The 17351-nt window shown below is 59.5% G+C and carries 17 protein-coding genes, 1 tRNA gene and 1 riboswitch; of the genes, 8 read left to right on the top strand and 10 right to left on the bottom strand.

The features are described 5' to 3' along the window. Positions 1–17: 17 nt before the first annotated feature. Positions 18–293, top strand: a complete 276-nt coding sequence (locus SBC1_RS05645) for an oxidative damage protection protein (protein ID WP_165088370.1) — start codon at positions 18–20, stop codon at positions 291–293. Between the two features lie 640 nt (positions 294–933). Further along, on the top strand, positions 934–2400 hold the full coding sequence (proP, locus tag SBC1_RS05640) for a glycine betaine/L-proline transporter ProP (RefSeq protein ID WP_165093083.1): 1467 nt from the start codon (positions 934–936) through the stop codon (positions 2398–2400). A 136-nt stretch (positions 2401–2536) separates the two neighbouring features. On the opposite strand, the gene SBC1_RS05635 is transcribed toward proP, so the two are convergent. The 3 genes from SBC1_RS05635 to SBC1_RS40400 all read right to left on the bottom strand — a co-directional run bounded on the left by SBC1_RS05635 (position 2537) and on the right by SBC1_RS40400 (position 4014). Next, positions 2537–3001, bottom strand: coding sequence for a metallophosphoesterase family protein (locus tag SBC1_RS05635; protein WP_165088367.1), 465 nt, complete (start codon positions 2999–3001; stop codon positions 2537–2539). Positions 3002–3072: 71 nt separating this feature from the next. Then, the gene (locus SBC1_RS05630) at positions 3073–3657 is read right to left on the bottom strand and encodes a TMEM175 family protein (protein ID WP_165088364.1); all 585 of its coding nucleotides are present in this window, start codon (positions 3655–3657) and stop codon (positions 3073–3075) included. Positions 3658–3891: 234 nt separating this feature from the next. Beyond that, the gene (locus SBC1_RS40400; protein WP_255540524.1) at positions 3892–4014 is read right to left on the bottom strand and encodes a hypothetical protein; all 123 of its coding nucleotides are present in this window, start codon (positions 4012–4014) and stop codon (positions 3892–3894) included. A 278-nt stretch (positions 4015–4292) separates the two neighbouring features. Between SBC1_RS40400 and SBC1_RS05625 the strand changes: the two genes are divergently transcribed. From SBC1_RS05625 to SBC1_RS05615, 3 genes are all read left to right on the top strand, one after another. After that, positions 4293–4377 (top strand) — tRNA-Leu (locus SBC1_RS05625). 262 nt (positions 4378–4639) lie between these two features. After that, positions 4640–5011, top strand: a complete 372-nt coding sequence (locus SBC1_RS05620; RefSeq protein WP_165088361.1) for a nuclear transport factor 2 family protein — start codon at positions 4640–4642, stop codon at positions 5009–5011. A 221-nt stretch (positions 5012–5232) separates the two neighbouring features. Beyond that, positions 5233–6447 carry an MFS transporter gene (locus tag SBC1_RS05615; RefSeq protein ID WP_165088358.1) on the top strand — a complete coding sequence of 405 codons (1215 nt, stop codon included), beginning with the start codon at positions 5233–5235 and terminating at the stop codon, positions 6445–6447. A gap of 37 nt (positions 6448–6484) precedes the next feature. Here SBC1_RS05615 and SBC1_RS05610 read toward each other — a convergent pair whose 3' ends face one another. From SBC1_RS05610 to SBC1_RS05590, 5 genes are all read right to left on the bottom strand, one after another. Continuing rightward, positions 6485–6910, bottom strand: coding sequence for a response regulator (locus tag SBC1_RS05610; RefSeq protein WP_241202031.1), 426 nt, complete (start codon positions 6908–6910; stop codon positions 6485–6487). A gap of 13 nt (positions 6911–6923) precedes the next feature. Next, positions 6924–7556 carry a response regulator transcription factor gene (locus SBC1_RS05605; protein WP_165088353.1) on the bottom strand — a complete coding sequence of 211 codons (633 nt, stop codon included), beginning with the start codon at positions 7554–7556 and terminating at the stop codon, positions 6924–6926. A 115-nt stretch (positions 7557–7671) separates the two neighbouring features. Next, positions 7672–8265, bottom strand: coding sequence for a bacterioferritin (locus SBC1_RS05600; protein ID WP_165088350.1), 594 nt, complete (start codon positions 8263–8265; stop codon positions 7672–7674). Between the two features lie 141 nt (positions 8266–8406). Next, positions 8407–8568, bottom strand: a complete 162-nt coding sequence (locus SBC1_RS05595) for a DUF1328 domain-containing protein (protein ID WP_074264073.1) — start codon at positions 8566–8568, stop codon at positions 8407–8409. A 186-nt stretch (positions 8569–8754) separates the two neighbouring features. Beyond that, positions 8755–8931: a DUF1328 domain-containing protein gene (locus SBC1_RS05590; protein WP_165088345.1), complete on the bottom strand. Its 177-nt coding sequence runs from the start codon at positions 8929–8931 to the stop codon at positions 8755–8757. A 230-nt stretch (positions 8932–9161) separates the two neighbouring features. Here SBC1_RS05590 and SBC1_RS05585 point away from each other — a divergent pair, with 230 nt between their 5' ends. After that, positions 9162–10568 (top strand): sensor histidine kinase, encoded by a 1407-nt coding sequence (locus tag SBC1_RS05585; RefSeq protein ID WP_165088340.1) that lies wholly within the window; start codon positions 9162–9164, stop codon positions 10566–10568. 375 nt (positions 10569–10943) lie between these two features. Then, the gene (locus SBC1_RS05580) at positions 10944–11084 is read left to right on the top strand and encodes an entericidin A/B family lipoprotein (RefSeq protein WP_165088337.1); all 141 of its coding nucleotides are present in this window, start codon (positions 10944–10946) and stop codon (positions 11082–11084) included. Positions 11085–11291: 207 nt separating this feature from the next. Here SBC1_RS05580 and SBC1_RS05575 read toward each other — a convergent pair whose 3' ends face one another. Then, complete coding sequence (locus tag SBC1_RS05575; RefSeq protein ID WP_206366017.1) at positions 11292–12905, bottom strand: Fic family protein; 1614 nt, start codon at positions 12903–12905, stop codon at positions 11292–11294. A 461-nt stretch (positions 12906–13366) separates the two neighbouring features. After that, on the bottom strand, positions 13367–14482 hold the full coding sequence (locus SBC1_RS05570; RefSeq protein ID WP_165088334.1) for an EamA family transporter: 1116 nt from the start codon (positions 14480–14482) through the stop codon (positions 13367–13369). Between the two features lie 375 nt (positions 14483–14857). After that, positions 14858–14986: riboswitch (TPP riboswitch) on the top strand. A gap of 264 nt (positions 14987–15250) precedes the next feature. Between SBC1_RS05570 and thiC the strand changes: the two genes are divergently transcribed. After that, entirely contained in the window at positions 15251–17182 is a 1932-nt protein-coding gene (gene thiC / locus SBC1_RS05565) for a phosphomethylpyrimidine synthase ThiC (protein WP_165088329.1), read from the top strand. The last annotated feature ends 169 nt before the right edge of the window (positions 17183–17351 follow it).

The following is a 17351-nucleotide window of genomic DNA, read 5'->3' as shown; positions in this document are numbered from 1 at the left end:
CTACAGGAGAATGACAGATGGCCCGAACGATTCAATGCGCGAAACTCGGCAAGGAAGCCGAAGGACTCGACTTTCCGCCCCTGCCGGGAGAACTCGGCAAGCGGATCTACGAAACGATTTCGAAGGAGGCTTGGCAAGGCTGGCTCAAGCAGCAAACCATGCTGATCAACGAAAACCGCCTGAACATGGCTGATCCGCGCGCACGCCAGTACCTGCTGAAGCAGACGGAAAAGTACTTTTTCGGTGAAGGCGCCGATACCGCTCAAGGCTACGTGCCGCCGACGCAAAGCTGATCCGACGAGTTGTTTTCTGGCAATGAAAAGCCGGCCCTTCGAGGCCGGCTTTTTCTTTTTGCGTGACTGGTGCAGACGATCATGCAAACGGTTGTGCAAACGTGCGCGAGCGCCCCTCTCTGAGAGCCGGTTTGCGTATCGTCTTGCATCGTGCTATCATTTCCCTCTTTCCAACTGCAATTCAAAGTCAATTTCTTCGCAATGACGCGCCTGAAGCATTCATTCAAGCGCTAATTCAAGATATCGGCGAGTGGTTGTGGAGGCTTCCCCGGGTCTGGATTTGCCCGTGGACACGTTGTTCTCAAGCCTTCTCAATCCGCGACACAGCACGCAACCGGACTGCTGCACCCTCGGCGCCTCCGTTGCCCAATTTAGCTGCGTCCAGCCATCTATCCCCGTAGTACCCGTGCACGCAGTATCGGTGCTTCCCACGAAGTGCCATTTCGCGACATCGCCGCGAGGCATCGGCATTGTCCATCGCACCGTCAGCGCATCTCCTGCGTTCGGCGGGCGGGCCACCGCTTTCAGTGCACGCACTGAAACTCGCCTCGTCGCGAAACTGCACTTTCCCGGCAACGTGCGCCTGGCGCACGCCGAACCGTCCCACGGGCGGCTCGGCAACAACCTGGAGCTTTTCTTCATGGCAATACCGAACGTCGGCCTCTGGCGACAACCCCAACCCGAAAAAGACCTGTCGCTCGACGACATCACCATTGTCGATAAGTCGCTGCTCAAGCGCGCAGTCGGCGCGATGGCAATCGGCAATGCAATGGAATGGTTCGATTTCGGCGTCTACAGCTATATAGCGGTGACGCTCGGCAAGGTGTTCTTTCCGTCGGCCAATCCGGGGGCGCAACTGATCGCCACGTTCGGGACGTTTGCCGCGGCATTTCTCGTGCGCCCGCTTGGCGGCATGGTGTTCGGGCCCCTCGGGGATCGCATCGGCCGCAAGCGCGTGCTCGCAATGACCATGATCATGATGGCCATCGGCACGTTTTGTATCGGCCTGATTCCCACGTACGGAAGCATCGGCATTCTTGCGCCGATCCTGCTGCTGGTCGCGCGTCTGGTCCAGGGCTTTTCGACGGGCGGTGAGTATGGCGGCGCGGCGACGTTCATCGCAGAATTCGCGACAGACAAGAAACGCGGTTTCATGGGCAGTTTTCTTGAGTTCGGTACGCTCGTCGGGTATGTGTTGGGCGCGGGATGTGTTGCCGTGCTGACCGCGACCATGTCCGAGCAATCGCTGCTCTCCTGGGGATGGCGCATTCCGTTCCTGATCGCAGGACCAATGGGACTGATCGGCTTGTATATCCGGCTGAAGCTTGAAGAAACGCCTGCCTTCCAGCGTGAAGCGGATAAACGCGAGAGCGAAGCGCACAGCACGCCCAAAGAGCAGTTGCGCGATATGTTGGTCAAGCAGTGGAGGCCGATGCTGCAATGTGTCGGGCTCGTGCTGATTTTCAACGTGACCGATTACATGGCGCTGTCTTACCTGCCGAGCTATTTGTCCGCCACGCTGAAATTCAACGAAACGCACGGGCTCTTCATCGTGCTGATCGTCATGGTGCTGATGATGCCAATGACGCTGGGAGCGGGTCATCTGTCGGACAAGGTCGGGCGCAAGCCAGTGATGCTGTTCGGATGCGTCGGGTTGCTGCTGTTGTCGATACCCGCGCTGAACCTGATCCGCATGGGCACCATGCTGCCAATTTTCGGTGGCATGCTGATCCTCGGCGTGTTGCTTTCATGTTTCACCGGCGCCATGCCGTCCGCGTTACCCGCGCTCTTCCCCACCAAGATCCGCTACGGCGCGCTCGCGATCGGCTTCAACGTATCGGTTTCGTTGTTCGGCGGCACAACGCCGCTAGTCACCGCATGGCTGGTTTCATCGACGGGAAATCTGATGATGCCCGCGTACTACTTGATGGGGGCATCGCTGATCGGAATCGTATCGGTCCTCGCGCTCCATGAGACGGCCAGGCAGCCACTGAAGGGCTCGCCGCCGTGTGTGGGTTCGCGATCGGAAGCGCATGCCGTGCTGCGCGGCGTGCGGCAAGCCGCCGAAATGGATGACCGGATGCCGGAAGCAACCGCACGCGCGTAACACTGCTTCAGCTGAACGACGGATGATGCTTAGCTCATCGTTCCGTTGTTAAACAAAGAGGCCATCCAGCTAACGTTGGATGGCCTCTTTGTTATTTGCTTTTCGCTCAAAACGCAGCCGGTTATTGGGCCGCTAGTCACTCCATTAGCCGCACGATCTCCGCTTGCACCTCGCCTTTGTCGATCAGCATGATGCCGATCGTCACCGGCAACTTGAAGCGACGCGGACCGGCGCTTCCCGGATTGACGAACAGCGTCGCACCGCGGCGTTCGATCAAAGGCTTGTGCGAATGCCCGGTGACAACAACGTCAATACCGTCGAGTTGCTTCGGAACGTCGGCTATGTCGTGGACGAGATGAATCGCCGTACCGCCGATATGAAACGTCAGCGCTTCCGGCAAGTCATCGATCCGTGCGCCCGAATCGTTATTGCCGCGGACCGCGGTGACGGGCGCGAGTTCGTTGAGCGTATCGAGGACAGCGGGATTGCAGATATCGCCGGCGTGAATGATGTGCTCGCAGCCACGTAACGCGTCGAGCGCCTCGGGACGCACGAGGTTGTGGGTATCGGAGATGATCCCAATGCGGATGACAGATGACATGGGCTTCGCTCGCAGAACGCTATGGTCCGAGCGTAGCACTGTTCATGCCGATGAAATCACCTGGGCCAAGGTCATTGCTCTTCAGTCAGCAGGACTTTCTCCACGCGCCGGTCGGGCACGAGCCACACTACCGCCACGATCGCGTATAAGGCCGCGGCAATCCACGGCTCCCAAAACGATGCCCCGATGGCAACGAGATACAGCACGACTGAAATCTTTCCCTTGCGATCCGCGCCAAGTGCGCGCGCCAGCATTGAGTTGGTGCCATGCAGGCTGATCAACGCGCGCGTGAGGATGTACCACGCGACCGCCGTCATGAAGAGATCGAAGCCGTAGAGGGCAGTGGGCCATGACGCCAGATGGTTCTCGCCCATCCAGTTGGTGGTGAACGGAAACAGCGACAGCCAGAACAGTACGTGGAGGTTCGCCCAGAGCACGCTGCCGTTGACGCGTTCGACTACGTGCATCAGGTGATGGTGATTGTTCCAGTAGATGCCCACATACACGAAGCTCAGCACGTAGGCGCAGAACACGGGACCGAGCGCGCCGAGTGACGCCAGATCGGCGCCGTGCGGCACCTTGAGTTCCAGCACCATGATCGTGATGATGATGGCGATCACGCCGTCGCTGAATGCCTCGATCCGGTTTGTGCCCATCTTCGTCCTTTCTCGTTCCAACGCTGGGGTTGATGGTCTGACGCGCAGGCGCTGGCTCCGAAGTGAAGGGGTCCGCACGGCGGCCTGGATGCCCCTGATATGGCCCCACCCCGGCCACGCGCAGCAAATTATGCGCGAGCGACCTGACGTTGTCGATTTAGCGTGAATGAGAGAAAGAACGTCGTGGTATAGGGATGAAATGCAGTGCATCCATACACCGGAAATCTTCAGATGTTATCCCGGAACGGAAGTGTGAAGCCATTGCAGCAGTTGCAACCCTGCTCCGGCTGCGAGAATTGCCAGCCCGAGTCCCAGACGCGTGCGCTCACGCCATGCGCCGATAGAAACGTTCTTCATACTCGCCTCCTGAAATCGATGCGCCGACTCGTTGACCCCGCCATTCAGTGACGGCGGATTTTCATGTGTCTGAATACGCGAGCGCCGGTTCGAATGGATGCAGCCGGGAAGAATATTTTTCGGCTTCCGTCCTGCGAAATACGGTGCAAAGATGCCGCGAGGATTAATGCGAACGATGAAAACCGGTCCCGCGATCCCCGACGACCAGGCGGACGCAAGACGCTGGCGCCTGTCTGGATTGGCCCGCCGGCCGTCCGATGGTAGAATCCCGTCCGCTTGGCGGGGTGATGAAATTGGTAAACATAGCGGACTTAAAATCCGCCGCCTAACGGCTTGCCGGTTCAAGTCCGGTCCCCGCTACCAGCGTCAGATTGATCGAGCGTCCCTGCACGAAGGGGATGTTTTTCGCCGCGCGCCGATCAACGCGCTGATCACTGTATATTCATACAGAACATATCAACGCCGTTGGGCACTTTCCGGGATTTCATTTGGTTTGGCTGAAAGAAAACGAGAGGAACGCCGATTGGGCGCATCGCCCCGTTTTATCGATGCCGAAAGCGCCAGTCATCCTGTCTTCGCTTAATCGACTGAAGTAGACTGCGCGTCCTACCTAGCGCGAGCCATCATGAAACATCGAACCTTTTATGCGGTGGCCGCTGCTGCCGTTCTTACCTGCACCGCTGGCTGCACGACCCCGTACCGCAACGGCCAGGAGTGCAAGACCAAGATGGTCGAGACCTACCCGGCCACTCTTCCCAAGCTGAGCTACGAAATACCACGCGTCTCGTACCAAGGCACGCGTGTCGTGGTCGAGGGCAGCTACACCGAAAAAATTCCACCAGCGGGCGTGACTCCCATCAAAGTAACGTCGGTGCCGGTACAGGCAGCCGTCGAATGCACTTTTGAAGGCGGTAATCTCAAGACGTTCCAGTGGCTGACCCCGGCGAGTCTCGCGGAAAAATACCCGCTGAAGCCGGGCACCGACGACACGGAGTAAATGCATTCCAGCAAGTTCGGAACACGCCGTCAGGTCGACGCTTCAACGAAAGCGGGGACTTGTCCGATCAACGGCTGGCGCCGAACACGCCGCAACTTGTAACTTGTAACTTGTAACTTGTAACTTGCATCACGCACGACGGCGCCACGGTCAGCGAATCCCGGGCGTCTTTAGTATCATCAGCGGCTCGCTTCATGCCTTGAATCCTCGAGCCCCCGCCCATGTCCGCTGCCGCCACCGATTCAAATTCCCACGCACCGCATCAGCCGCACCACCAACACTACTCACGGGCAACGCTGCTCGTCCTGGCGACGATCGCAGGCGTATCGGTCGCTAATATCTATACGAATCAGCCGCTGCTCGCGGCGTTTCGCGCGTCCTTCCCGGAAAGCGCCGGGATGATCGGCGCGGTGCCGGCCGTCACTCAACTCGGCTATGCGATCGGCATGTTATTGCTGGCGCCGCTCGGCGATCGCTTTGACCGCCGCCTGATCATCCTTCTGCAACTCGCCGCGCTCGGTATCGCACTCGTCGCAGCAACGGCCGCGCCCACGCTCGGCGTGCTGATTGCCGCCAGCCTGGCGCTCGGTATCGTGGCAACCATCGCGCAGCAAGCCGTGCCGTTCGCCGCGGAACTCGCGCCGCCAGCGCAACGCGGCCACGCGGTCGGCACGGTGATGAGCGGTTTGCTGATCGGCATCCTGCTTGCGCGCACGGTCTCGGGTTTTGTCGCGGAGTATTTCGGATGGCGAGCCGTGTATGGCGCCTCCGTGGCCGCAACCATCGCGCTTGCCGTACTCGTCGTCATGCGGCTGCCGCGCAGCAAGCCAACTTCAACGCTGCCCTACGGGAAACTGCTCGTGTCGATGTGGCATCTCGTGGTCGAGTCGCCAGCGCTGCGCGAGGCATCGATGACCGGCGGCGCGCTGTTCGCCGCGTTCAGCATCTTCTGGTCGGTGCTCACGCTTTTGCTCGCGGGAGAGCCGTTCCATCTCGGCCCTCAGGCGGCCGGCTTGTTCGGGATTGTCGGTGCAGCGGGCGCGCTGGCCGCGCCGCTTGCCGGCAAGTCGGCGGACAAGCGCGGGCCGCGGGCGGTGGTTTCGCTGTGCATCGTGCTCGTGGCCGTCTCGTTCGTGGTGTTCGCGCTGTCGGGACGCAGCCTGGTGGGCCTGGTGATCGGCGTGATCGTGCTGGATATCGGCGTGCAAGCCGCGCAGATATCGAATCAATCGCGAATCTACGCGCTCAAGCCGGAGGCGCGCAGCCGCGTGAATACCGTGTACATGGTGGTCTATTTCATTGGCGGCGCCGCGGGCTCGGCCGTCGCATCGCTGGCATGGCATGCGTTCGGATGGGTCGGCGTGTGTATCGCGGGACTGGTGGCCACCGGGCTTGCCGGGTTGAGCCATTCACGAAGCCGTTCGAAAAACGCGTGATCAGCCACCTGAACCACGCTGAACGGCCCTCGCGCGATTAATCCCGCGCGCGAGCGTAATGATGCAGCGCGTCGAGAACGCGGTCGAATTCCAGGGATTTATCGAAGAAATGGCGCACGCCGTATTGCAGGCAGCGCTCACGGTACGCCGGTAATGCATGGTTCGTGAGCACGGCGGCGAAGGCCGAATCGGTCATCCCGGTGCGTTGCAAATATGCCAGCACCTCGACGCCGGAACCGTGCTTCAGTTGCAGATCGACAATGACTGCATCGAATCGCTCCGCTTCCAACAGGCCGATCGCCGTCTCGGGCGTATCCGCCCAAGCGGTGACCTGCAGTTCGCCGGATGCATCGATCGCTTCCACCAGACTGCGCCGAATCAACGGCGAGTCCTCGATCAACAGCACGCTCAGCGGCCGCTTATGGGCGAGACCGGTTTTGTCGACGATCGTTTGTTGGCCCACGGCGGGCACCCTCCTACTCGATCAAACCGTTCTTGATCGCGTAATACGTGAGATCGGCATTGTTCGCGAGCCGCATTTTTTCGAGAACGCGCGCGCGGTACGTGCTGATCGTCTTCACCGATAAATGCAGCTCCTCCGCTATTTCGGTCGGAATCTGGCCCCCCGCGATCTTGCAAAAAATCTGGAACTCCCGCTCGGACAACGCTTCGTGCGGACGCTCGGTTGCGGGCTTTTCAAGCTTGTCGGCAAGCGCGTCGGCGATAAATTCCGACAGGTAGCGATGGCCCCTCGCCACCGTCCGAATTGCCCGCACGATTTCGTCAGGCGCTGCGTCCTTGTTCAGATACCCGTTGGCGCCAGCGCGCAGCAAATTGATCGCGTACTGGCTTTCCGGATAACCCGACAGCATCAGCACGCCCTGGTCCGGGCGGATCTGCTTGATCACGCGCAAAGTATCGATACCGTTCTTGTCCGGCATCGCGATGTCCAGCAACACGACGTCGAACGCACTTTCGCGCACGCGCGCGATGGTTTCGTCGCCGGTGGACGCTTCGGCGGCGACTTCCATGTCGGGTTCATCGGCGACAAATTGCCGGAATCCGCTTCGCACAATGGCGTGATCGTCCGCTATCAACACTCGAATCATCTGCGCTGCCTGCGGCCATATTTATGGTGAATCATCGTACCGACAACGCGCGGCGGGAATCATCCCGCCGCGCGTTGTCCTGGAGCTTCAGTATTCTCTTACCGCTAACGAACGATCAGCCGTCGAGGCCGTCGAGCAGGTCGGCCATGTCGTCGGCGTGCTCTTCTTCGACCGCCAGGATCGTTTCGAAAAGGCGGCGCGTGGTGACATCCTTTTCGCCGAGGTAGCGAATGATTTCAGCATACGTGTCGATCGCAATGCGCTCCGCGATCAGATTCTCGCGAATCATGTCGATCAGATTGGCGCCTTCCTTGTACTCGGAATGCGCGCGTGACGCGAGGCTGTCGGGTGCGAAATTCGGCTCTCCACCCAACTGGACAATGCGTTCCGCGATGGTGTCGGCATGTTCCTGCTCTTCGGTCGCGTGCTGCGCGAATTCGGCAGCGACGGCTTCCGAATGGATGCCCTTGGCCATGAAGTAATGGCGTTTATAGCGCAGCGTGCAAACGATCTCGGTGGCGAGCGAATCGTTCAGCAGCTTCAGAACGACTTCCTTGTCTGCGCCATACGTCGACGTGACCGAACCATCGTCCATGTGCTGACGTGCGTTGGCGCGAATTTTTTCCATATCCAGCACGAACGGATCCGACTTGCCGCCGGATTCCTTCGATTGTGCCGGTGCAGCTTTTACAGCAGACGATTTCGACATTGATGTGCTCCAGAAAGAGAATCGATTTTTTGTTTGGCGGTTGGACAGGCTCGTGACGGCAGCCTGGCCGGATATAGGCCCGGACCGCCGTCCGCAGTCACTCTTGTCCTTGCCCGCATACAGCGTGCCTGCTCGCGAGCATCACGTTCGAAACACGCCCAGCAGCAACGTAACAACGAAAACCACGAGGAAGATGTAGAACAGGATCTTCGCGATCTCAGCAGCGCCTGCTGCAATCCCGGTAAAACCGAACACAGCCGCGATAATCGCAATGATGAAAAAAACAACGGCGTAATGAAGCATGGCGACCTTCCCTTTTGTTGGGTTTTATCGGCCTCGGATCGGGCGTCGAATCCGGCTTTCAGGATGGACTCGAGTGGACGATTGCCGTAAAGCGCAAAGCCGGCCACTCGCGGAACAGAGGTTTAGATAAAGCCGGTCGAAGCGCGCGAGGTTTAAATAACGCTGGCTACGACGATGGCGTGTCCGCTAATCGACTATTTTCTTCGTCACGATAAAACCGAGCACGAGGAATACCACGCACAGGATCAGGAACAGCACGAACAGGAACTTGGCGATGCTGGCCGCGCCCGCTGCCACGCCGGTGAAGCCGAGCAAGCCCGCGATGACGGCGACAATGGCGAAAAACAATGCCCACTTCAACATGATCGGTTCCCCAATAAGGTTGGACTAGTAACAGAATGTTAGCGAGGCGGTTATGAACTGCCATCTGGATGCAGGCCGTTTTTCGTGTAGGACGTCACCGACAAACGCTTTCAATTCACTTCTGGCTTAATCCGGCCCGTCCTCAATCAAGCACTGGTCGACGTAATTCGATCGGCCCGACACGGCGTGAAAAGCTACACTGGCCTGACAGAAAACCCGGCGACTTCCCTATGACTTCCTCTTTGCACGAAGGCGGCGCGGCGGATCCGGTAGCGGGCATCACGCGGCGCGCAACGCGGTTCAGCACGCGTCTGAACGCTTGGATGCGCCGCTGGAGCTGGGCCGTCGCCATGACCGTAGCCATTGTGATAACCGTCGGCGGCTTGGTGATACTCGAGTCCGGCCGCATGCGAATTGCCGCGGAATACGAGACCGCGCTCGACGCGAAAGGCGCCACCACGCAGTTGACCGTGCTGGCTGCGGATATCGCGTCGCTGACTGCCGATGAACGCGCGTTCCGCAACTCGCCCGACAACACCTACTCGGCCCACTACAACGCAGTTGCGGCTGAAATCAGACAAACGGTTGCGTCGCTGGATGCGTACTATCGCCGTAAATCGGACGACACCGCGCTCGCCAGTTTCAAGCAGATCAGCGCGACCCTCGATGCGCGGATCAACGCGGGACTCGCCGCCCGCTCCGGTTCAGACGCTGCACCGGCTACCGATGTCCTCGACAGCGCGCTCGCCCTGCTGCGTCTGAATGAAGAACGGCGGGCGCAGTCCGCGCTCGACGCGAGCCGCGCCGACCAGCGCATTTCCACGATCTGCGTGGGCGCGTTGTGCGCGTTGAATATCGTGTTGTTCCTGCTGTTGTTTCGCAATCTCGGTATCCAGCTGGACAAGCAAGACCGCGTGCAGCAAAAGCTGATTACGCAGCAAGAAGAGCTCGACCAGCTCGTGTTCGACCGCACGCGGCAACTTGAGGCGCTCGCGTGGCATTTGCAATCGGTGAGCGAAAACGAGAAGACCCAGCTTGCCCGCGAACTGCACGATGAACTCGGTTCGATCCTGACGGCCAGCAAGATGGATGTGGCGTGGGTCAACAACAAGCTCAAAAGCGCCGAGCCCGCGATGGCCGAGAAACTTGGACGTGCGCTTGCGAATCTTGATCAGGGGATTGCGCTGAAGCGACGGATTATCGAAGACATGCGGCCAACCGTGCTTGCCAATTTCGGGCTGGTCACGGCGTTGCGCACCCTCGCCGATGAAACCGCGCAACGCACCGGATGGACGCTCGAACTCGCGCTCCCCGATGACGACATCAAGCTCGGCGAAGAAGTCGAAATCGCGTTGTTCCGGGTCGCGCAGGAGTCGCTGACCAACGCGGCAAAATACGCGCGTGCGTCGAGCGTGTCGATAGCGCTGGCGCTGGATGACGAGCGCGTATCAATGCATATAGCCGATGACGGCGTCGGCATTCGCCCACAGGATCTGCGGCGCACGCACACGCACGGACTGCTGGGCATGCGCCAGCGGGTCAGCGCGCGCGGCGGGCGCATCGAGATCGAACGACGCCAGCCGCATGGCACCGATATCCGCGTCACCATGCCCCGCGCGCGTAACTTCGATGCTTAAAGGGTTAAGGGTCTAGCGCCCCTTGGCTCTTGATTGGCGCGCTCGAGCTGCGCTTCCAGGGCCGCGCTTGTAGGACGGCGCCGACACAAGTTACAGACTGCGCCGACACGATAAAAACATCCGCGCCTACAGCTTGCGAACGCGCAGTTTTTTATGATTCTTCAGACGGTGTGGTCGATCGAAGTGGTAGTCGCCATGGTTTTCTTGCTTGTTCAAACCCGGCAAAACCGTTTCAAGGATCGGTCGTAGCCAAGGCCGCAACGTGTCTGGCAACTGCTTTTGCTGTTGGACGTCGGCGGACAGGATTCGAACATCGGGTACGCATTCATGGCCGAACGGCCAGCGTACTCGCATCAAACTCAAGGGGAATTGCTCATGACTCGACTTATCGCTTTGCTGTTGCTCGTTGGAACTGCCGCACTCGCAGCTTGCAACACGGTGGCCGGCGCCGGCCAGGACCTCTCGAAGGGCGGCAACGCCATCACGAATTCGGCCGATAAGCACAACGCCGAGTAAGCGAGGAAGCTGGCAACAGATAGTTAGCGGTTAATGGCCGCTAGCACGCTGGCGATTTGCTGACTGCGGCCTTTACCGGTTCCGGAGCGTTGTGACGCCCCGCCGACAACTGAACGGGTCGTGGAATTCGTTGGAATTCGATCAAGCGAACCTCCCTGGCGGAGGTTCGCTTTTTTTGTGTTTCGGCAAAAGGAACCCGAACGCGCGTCAGTCCAAAGCAGACGGTAAAGCGGTCCAGCTTCCGGCCTCGGGACGTTGCGTGATGCGCTCGATCGGTTCAGCCGCCTGCGATTCGATAAGTCCGCCAATCAGATCGGCGAAGGGCTTGATATTCCGGTAGGTGCTGGCCTGCTCCAGCGCCGCCAGATACGCGGTACGAGACTGAACGGTCACGATGGTCCAAAGGTAGCCTCCCGTGGTCAGCAGGTAGTTCATGAGAAAGCGGCTGAGGCGGCCATTGCCATCCATGTACGGGTGGATAAACACGAAGATGAAATGACCTAATACCGCTCGCACGCCCGGGTGTTCTTCCGCCTGCAGCAAGTCGAAGAGAGCCGGCATGCAATCCCGGACAGCTTCAGGCGCGAGCGGTACATGCAACGCATTTCGAATGAACACATTGTTGTTGCGATACCCGGCCAGATCGCTTGCCTTCAGGATACCTGCGGTAACGCTCGGCGAAAACAGCGTCACGTACCACTGTGAAAAATCTCGCTTGAGGGTGGCAGAAGGATCGTCAGCTTGAGCCACTACCCGGCCGATCAGGGAGCGGACGCGGGCATGGGTTTCCGCGTAACCTTTAGCCGCCATGGCATCCCGCGTCAGCCGGTCTTCCTTGTTGGTCAGGGGGCTCCAGTCGCCATTGCGAACCTTCGCAATGAGGTCAGTGCTGACCCGATAACCTTCGATAGACAGCGAGTGGTAGGCATCCGCAACGTACCTTGCCTCTATGTCGTGAAGAAGCGCTTCGCTGTCGGGGTTCGGCGAGCACGGAATATTACGGAAGCGGTCGATCACGATGTCTCGCATGCCCGACCACATGGCCAGGATGCGCTGCACGTAAGGCGACTCGTTCATCCGGCCGCCAATATGGGCCAGCGGCCGCTCGAACGGATTATCTTCGGCCACGACGTAGGCCGCCGCTTTCATCGTATCGAGGAGCTGGTCGGCGTCCTGATCCCGGCCGACGGCCCGCAACGCCCCCGCCATACGGCCGGCAACAACACTGTGACCGCCCTCGAGTAATCGGGCGGTAAGCGTGCTGATATCGACCTGGCGCGTGACGATCTGCGCGGCAAGCTCGTGCGTGTGGAAGAAGCTACGACTGACCCGGATCAGCGCTTCGGGAAGAGGAACCAGCATGAGTCCGCTCGCGTTCGGCGCACGGCCGTCCACCAGCATCTCGGGCTTGGTCTTGTAGAGAAACATGGAACAGCCGTGAGGCAATGCCTGGGGCTGGTTGGTCGCCAGCGGCGAGTACAACAGGATCTGCTTTTCGATGCTCGTGTGGCCGCTGTGCTTGAGGAGGGACAGCTCGGGGCTCACCTGCCATTGGTTTGCAAACCTGGAGTTGGCGTACGCGGCCACGAAGGTTTCCATGTTTGCGTACCAATGGGTGGAGTCCCCCTCCCCGTCGTCCGGATTGTTCGACTGATACCAGCCTTGAATAACCAATTTCAGGAAACCGGCATTCTGAAGCCGCTCACGGTGCGTGCGGGTGAGCTCGGGATGCGCACTTATCTGGAATACGGAAAGTCCCCTGTCCTGCAGCATTTTGAGGATCGACAGGGAAGAAGCCAGTTTTTCGTTGGGTGCGGCCACGCGGTTCGCTCCAGACACTTCAGACCATAATTAGAGTTTTGTGTCGTATTATATCCAGAGTTTTGTGTCGTACTATAATTTGAGTTTTATGCTTTACTATAATTAGAGTTCTATGCTTTTCTCAGCATGAAGTTGGGCAAAGACCTAGCCAAATCCTGTACTACAAAGACCTCGGGATGACGCTGAGTCGAAGTTGCGCGGCGTAAATTGACGTCAATTCCGTTGATTTTTCGCGCATGGTTTTCACGAAAACTATGCTGGCACAGACGGTCTGCGATGACGTGGCGACCGGCCCTTTTGGGCGTTGGCCACGTGGATAGCCAGTTTCATCGCGTCGAACGAGAGCAAGCCTCAAGGTCTATCTTTTCCCGGCTATCCGGCCGACCCATAAAAAACGGCGGACCGTTTCTCCGGAATTGCCCGAAACGGTCCGCCGTTTTGTACTGCTGGTCGTCAAGCCTTCAAACCAGCCCGCGCCTCTTGTAATCGAACCAGAACGACAAACCCACGCTTGCCAGGATGATGAGGGTCGCCATCACGGTCCACTTCGTGATCACTTCGCCGAGAAACAGCGCGCCTATCACCACAGCCACAACGGGATTTACGTACATGCAGCTGCTCGCAATAATCGGACTCGTGTGGCGAATCAAGTACGCATACGCGACATACGCAGCCATCGAGCCGACGAGCATCAGGTAGAGATAAGCCAAAAACGGCGTGAACCCCATGCTTACAATACGCTCGCCCGAGACCCACGCAACGACTGTCGCCATCGCGCCGCCCAGGCCGATCTGCAGTGCGGTCGATACCAGCAGGTCGGACGGCAGCTTCAGACGCCCCGCGAGAAACGAGCCGCCTGCCCAGAAAACCGCGCCGCACAGGATCGCAAGACTGCCGGCGGTTGAACCCGACGACGGATCGCCGTGATTCAGCAACGCAATTCCGACTAGCCCAAGCCCGACGGCGACCCACTCCCCCTTCGCCACTTTGCGCCCGGCAATGGCGGCAATGACCGTGGCGAACAACGGAACGGTCGCCACCATGACGGCAGCCGTGCCTGTTTCGACCGTGCGCATGCCGAACGCGAGCATCCCGCTCGACAAACCCACAAGTAACGTTCCGACCGCCGCGGCGTTTCGCACTTCGACGAAAGTCGGCCAGACCGGGTCCCGACGCGCAGCAAAGATGAACAAACCGATGCCGGCGAACAGGTTGCGCAATCCGGACAGCAGCAGCGGCGGGAACGATTCCAGCGACAGATGCACCGCCATGTAGGTCGAACCCCATACGAGGTACACGACGCAAAGGGCAAGCGCCACGCGGCCGCTACGCGTCGCGGGAAGCCGGAATGGGAAATGGCCGGGAAGATTGAACGGGCGGCGCGCGGGGGTATCGGCTGGGGGTTGCGGGCTCGTCACGCCCTGCAGAACGTCCGGCGACGCCAAAGATGGCAATGGCGCGCCGGCTGCTGCCTGCGGAAACGGCAGCACGTCAGCCGAGGGTTGGGACTGCGGAGGCACGAACTGCGGTGGTGGCAAATCAGAATCCGGCGAACGCGGCGGCAACGGTGTAGACATTCGTTACTCCGCGACGACGATGATTGCAACGTCAGCCGGCCAGACGGGCAGGCTGACAACCGCCGGTTTCGCTTCGCCCAAAACCAGGGGAAGCGAAGAACGGCGCGCATGCCGCTTGAGCGTCGCGGCAAAACGGGCAAGGCAGGACAACATGTCGGAAGCAGAAAAAGGGGTCGGGCAACAACGTGCCGAAGCTCGATACCAGCTTGAAAAGCCGGCAGGAGCCGCCGCGAGTTTGCCGGACTGATCGGGTCAAAGTTGCTGGACCCTATCCGGGAAAACACGGTGGTCGTCATTATGCAGTAAGCAATGCAGACGCACGCGTGAGTGTTACAGATGGTTGCCAACACGCTACGGCGAGGTGTATTGTGACGGCTGCTAACGCGGGGGTCCTGCGCTGCACATCGCAATCCGTCACCGGATTGTCCGTGTGTCGCGGGTGAGAAATACCCTTTGAACCTGATCTGGATAATGCCAGCGCAGGGAAGCGTTCGGATTTTGCCGCGCTGGGGTCTTTTTCTTTCTCGCGCATCCCCGCCAAGTCCGCCCGCCTCCTTCTCTGCTTTTCTTCGGTCTCCCGTAGCTAGCGTTTGACTCAGCCGTTTTTCGTGCGATTTCGCGCTTAGCGTTTTTTCGCCGGCCGGCTGGGAAACACCCTTCCCCAAAGCAACCATCTGCATGGGACCGGGGTAATCGCATGAGACCGGAGTAAGTGCTCTGCACCAACTCCGGTCGACACGCTAAATCCGGTCGACACAGGAGAGCCGCATGAACGCCAATCCGAAATTTCTGTCCGACGACGCTGTCGTCGACGCTGCTGCCATCGCGCCGCTGCCCAACTCACGCAAGATCTACGTGACGGGCTCACGTGCCGACATCCGCGTGCCGATGCGGGAAATCACGCAATCCGATACCAACGAAAGTTTCGGCAGCGAAAAAAATCCGCCGGTCTATGTCTACGATTGCTCAGGCCCATATTCGGACCCGGAGGCAAAGATCGATATCCGCTCGGGTCTGCCAGCCGTTCGCCAGGGTTGGATTGAAGAACGCGGCGATACGGAATCGCTCGGCGGTCTCTCAAGCAACTTCGGCCGTGAGCGCGCCGCCGATCCGGCTACTGCCGACCTGCGTTTCAAAGGCTTGCATCGCACGCCGCGCCGCGCTCTGCCGGGCAAGAACGTTTCGCAGATGCACTACGCGCGCCAAGGCATCATCACGCCGGAGATGGAATACATCGCGATCCGCGAGAACCAGCGCCGGGCTGAATATCTGGAATCGCTGCGCACGAGCGGCCCGAACGGCGAAAAGCTCGCCACGATGATGGGCCGCCAGCATCCCGGCCAGGCGTTCGGCGCCCAGGCTTTCGGTGCCAACGCGCCCAAGGAAATCACGCCCGAGTTCGTGCGCGAGGAAGTCGCCCGCGGCCGCGCGATCATCCCGGCGAACATCAACCACCCGGAAAGCGAGCCGATGATCATCGGCCGCAATTTTCTGGTGAAGATCAATGCGAACATCGGCAATTCGGCGGTGACATCATCCATCGGCGAAGAAGTCGACAAGATGACCTGGGCCATCCGCTGGGGCGGCGACACCGTCATGGATCTGTCGACCGGCAAGCACATTCACGAAACGCGCGAGTGGATCATCCGCAATAGCCCGGTGCCCATTGGCACGGTGCCGATTTATCAGGCGCTCGAAAAGGTCAACGGCAAGGCCGAAGACCTGACCTGGGAAATTTTCCGCGACACGCTGATCGAACAGGCGGAACAGGGTGTGGATTACTTCACGATCCACGCCGGCGTGCTGCTGCGCTACGTGCCGATGACCGCGAACCGCATGACGGGCATTGTGTCGCGCGGCGGTTCCATCATGGCGAAATGGTGTCTGGCTCATCACAAGGAAAGCTTCCTGTATGAGCACTTCGAAGACATCTGCGAAATCATGAAGGCCTACGACGTGAGCTTCTCGCTTGGCGACGGCCTGCGTCCCGGCTCGATCTACGATGCCAACGACGAAGCCCAGCTTGGCGAACTGAAGACGCTTGGCGAGTTGACGCAGATTGCGTGGAAGCATGACGTGCAGGTGATGATCGAAGGTCCGGGCCATGTGCCCATGCAGCTCATCAAAGAGAACATGGACCTGCAACTCGACTGGTGCGACGAAGCGCCGTTTTACACGCTTGGACCGCTCACCACGGATATCGCGCCGGGTTACGACCACATCACGTCTGGGATTGGCGCCGCGATGATCGGCTGGTTCGGCACGGCCATGCTCTGCTACGTCACGCCGAAGGAACACCTCGGGCTGCCGAACAAGGACGACGTGAAGACCGGCATCATCACCTACAAGCTCGCGGCTCACGCCGCCGATCTGGCGAAGGGTCATCCAGGTGCTCAGGTGCGGGACAACGCGTTATCGAAAGCGCGCTTCGAATTCCGCTGGGACGACCAGTTCAACCTCGGCCTCGATCCGGACAAGGCGCGTGAATTCCACGACGAAACCCTGCCGAAGGATTCGGCTAAAGTCGCGCATTTCTGCTCGATGTGCGGCCCGCACTTCTGTTCGATGAAGATCACCCAGGACGTCCGCGAATATGCGGCGAAGCAAGGGGTATCGGATATCGAGGCGCTGAAGCAAGGCATGGAAACGAAGGCGATCGAGTTCGTGAAAAAAGGCGCTGAGATTTACCAGCGCACCTAAGAACAAGCGAGTTGGGCGCCCCTAAAGGCGCGACGACCCGGTGGCAAATGAAAGCGGCGTGTCGCATGTCATGTGCGACGCGCCGCTTTTCGTTTGGAGGGTTAGGAGGATTTGGAGGCCGCGATTTCACATTTGTCTGCCGAATACGATGGTCGGGCACTGTTTCTGC

Source organism: Caballeronia sp. SBC1, assembly GCF_011493005.1.
In the GTDB taxonomy this organism is placed as follows: Bacteria; Pseudomonadota; Gammaproteobacteria; order Burkholderiales; family Burkholderiaceae; genus Caballeronia.
Note: the sequence above shows the minus strand (reverse complement) of the source record. Positions and strands in the feature narration are given on the sequence as shown.

Bases quoted from the DNA above. Each gene is read 5' to 3' on its own strand.
- SBC1_RS05580 (WP_165088337.1), top strand. From the start codon at position 10,944: ATGACTCGACTTATCGCTTTGCTGTTGCTCGTTGGAACTGCCGCACTC.
- SBC1_RS05600 (WP_165088350.1), bottom strand. From the start codon at position 8,265: ATGTCGAAATCGTCTGCTGTAAAAGCTGCACCGGCACAATCGAAGGAA.
- SBC1_RS05620 (WP_165088361.1), top strand. From the start codon at position 4,640: ATGAAACATCGAACCTTTTATGCGGTGGCCGCTGCTGCCGTTCTTACC.
- SBC1_RS05590 (WP_165088345.1), bottom strand. From the start codon at position 8,931: ATGTTGAAGTGGGCATTGTTTTTCGCCATTGTCGCCGTCATCGCGGGC.
- SBC1_RS05570 (WP_165088334.1), bottom strand. From the start codon at position 14,482: ATGTCTACACCGTTGCCGCCGCGTTCGCCGGATTCTGATTTGCCACCA.
- SBC1_RS05635 (WP_165088367.1), bottom strand. From the start codon at position 3,001: ATGTCATCTGTCATCCGCATTGGGATCATCTCCGATACCCACAACCTC.
- thiC (WP_165088329.1), top strand. From the start codon at position 15,251: ATGAACGCCAATCCGAAATTTCTGTCCGACGACGCTGTCGTCGACGCT.
- SBC1_RS05645 (WP_165088370.1), top strand. From the start codon at position 18: ATGGCCCGAACGATTCAATGCGCGAAACTCGGCAAGGAAGCCGAAGGA.
- SBC1_RS05585 (WP_165088340.1), top strand. From the start codon at position 9,162: ATGACTTCCTCTTTGCACGAAGGCGGCGCGGCGGATCCGGTAGCGGGC.
- SBC1_RS05595 (WP_074264073.1), bottom strand. From the start codon at position 8,568: ATGCTTCATTACGCCGTTGTTTTTTTCATCATTGCGATTATCGCGGCT.
- SBC1_RS05630 (WP_165088364.1), bottom strand. From the start codon at position 3,657: ATGGGCACAAACCGGATCGAGGCATTCAGCGACGGCGTGATCGCCATC.
- SBC1_RS40400 (WP_255540524.1), bottom strand. From the start codon at position 4,014: ATGAAGAACGTTTCTATCGGCGCATGGCGTGAGCGCACGCGTCTGGGA.
- proP (WP_165093083.1), top strand. From the start codon at position 934: ATGGCAATACCGAACGTCGGCCTCTGGCGACAACCCCAACCCGAAAAA.
- SBC1_RS05615 (WP_165088358.1), top strand. From the start codon at position 5,233: ATGTCCGCTGCCGCCACCGATTCAAATTCCCACGCACCGCATCAGCCG.
- SBC1_RS05605 (WP_165088353.1), bottom strand. From the start codon at position 7,556: ATGATTCGAGTGTTGATAGCGGACGATCACGCCATTGTGCGAAGCGGA.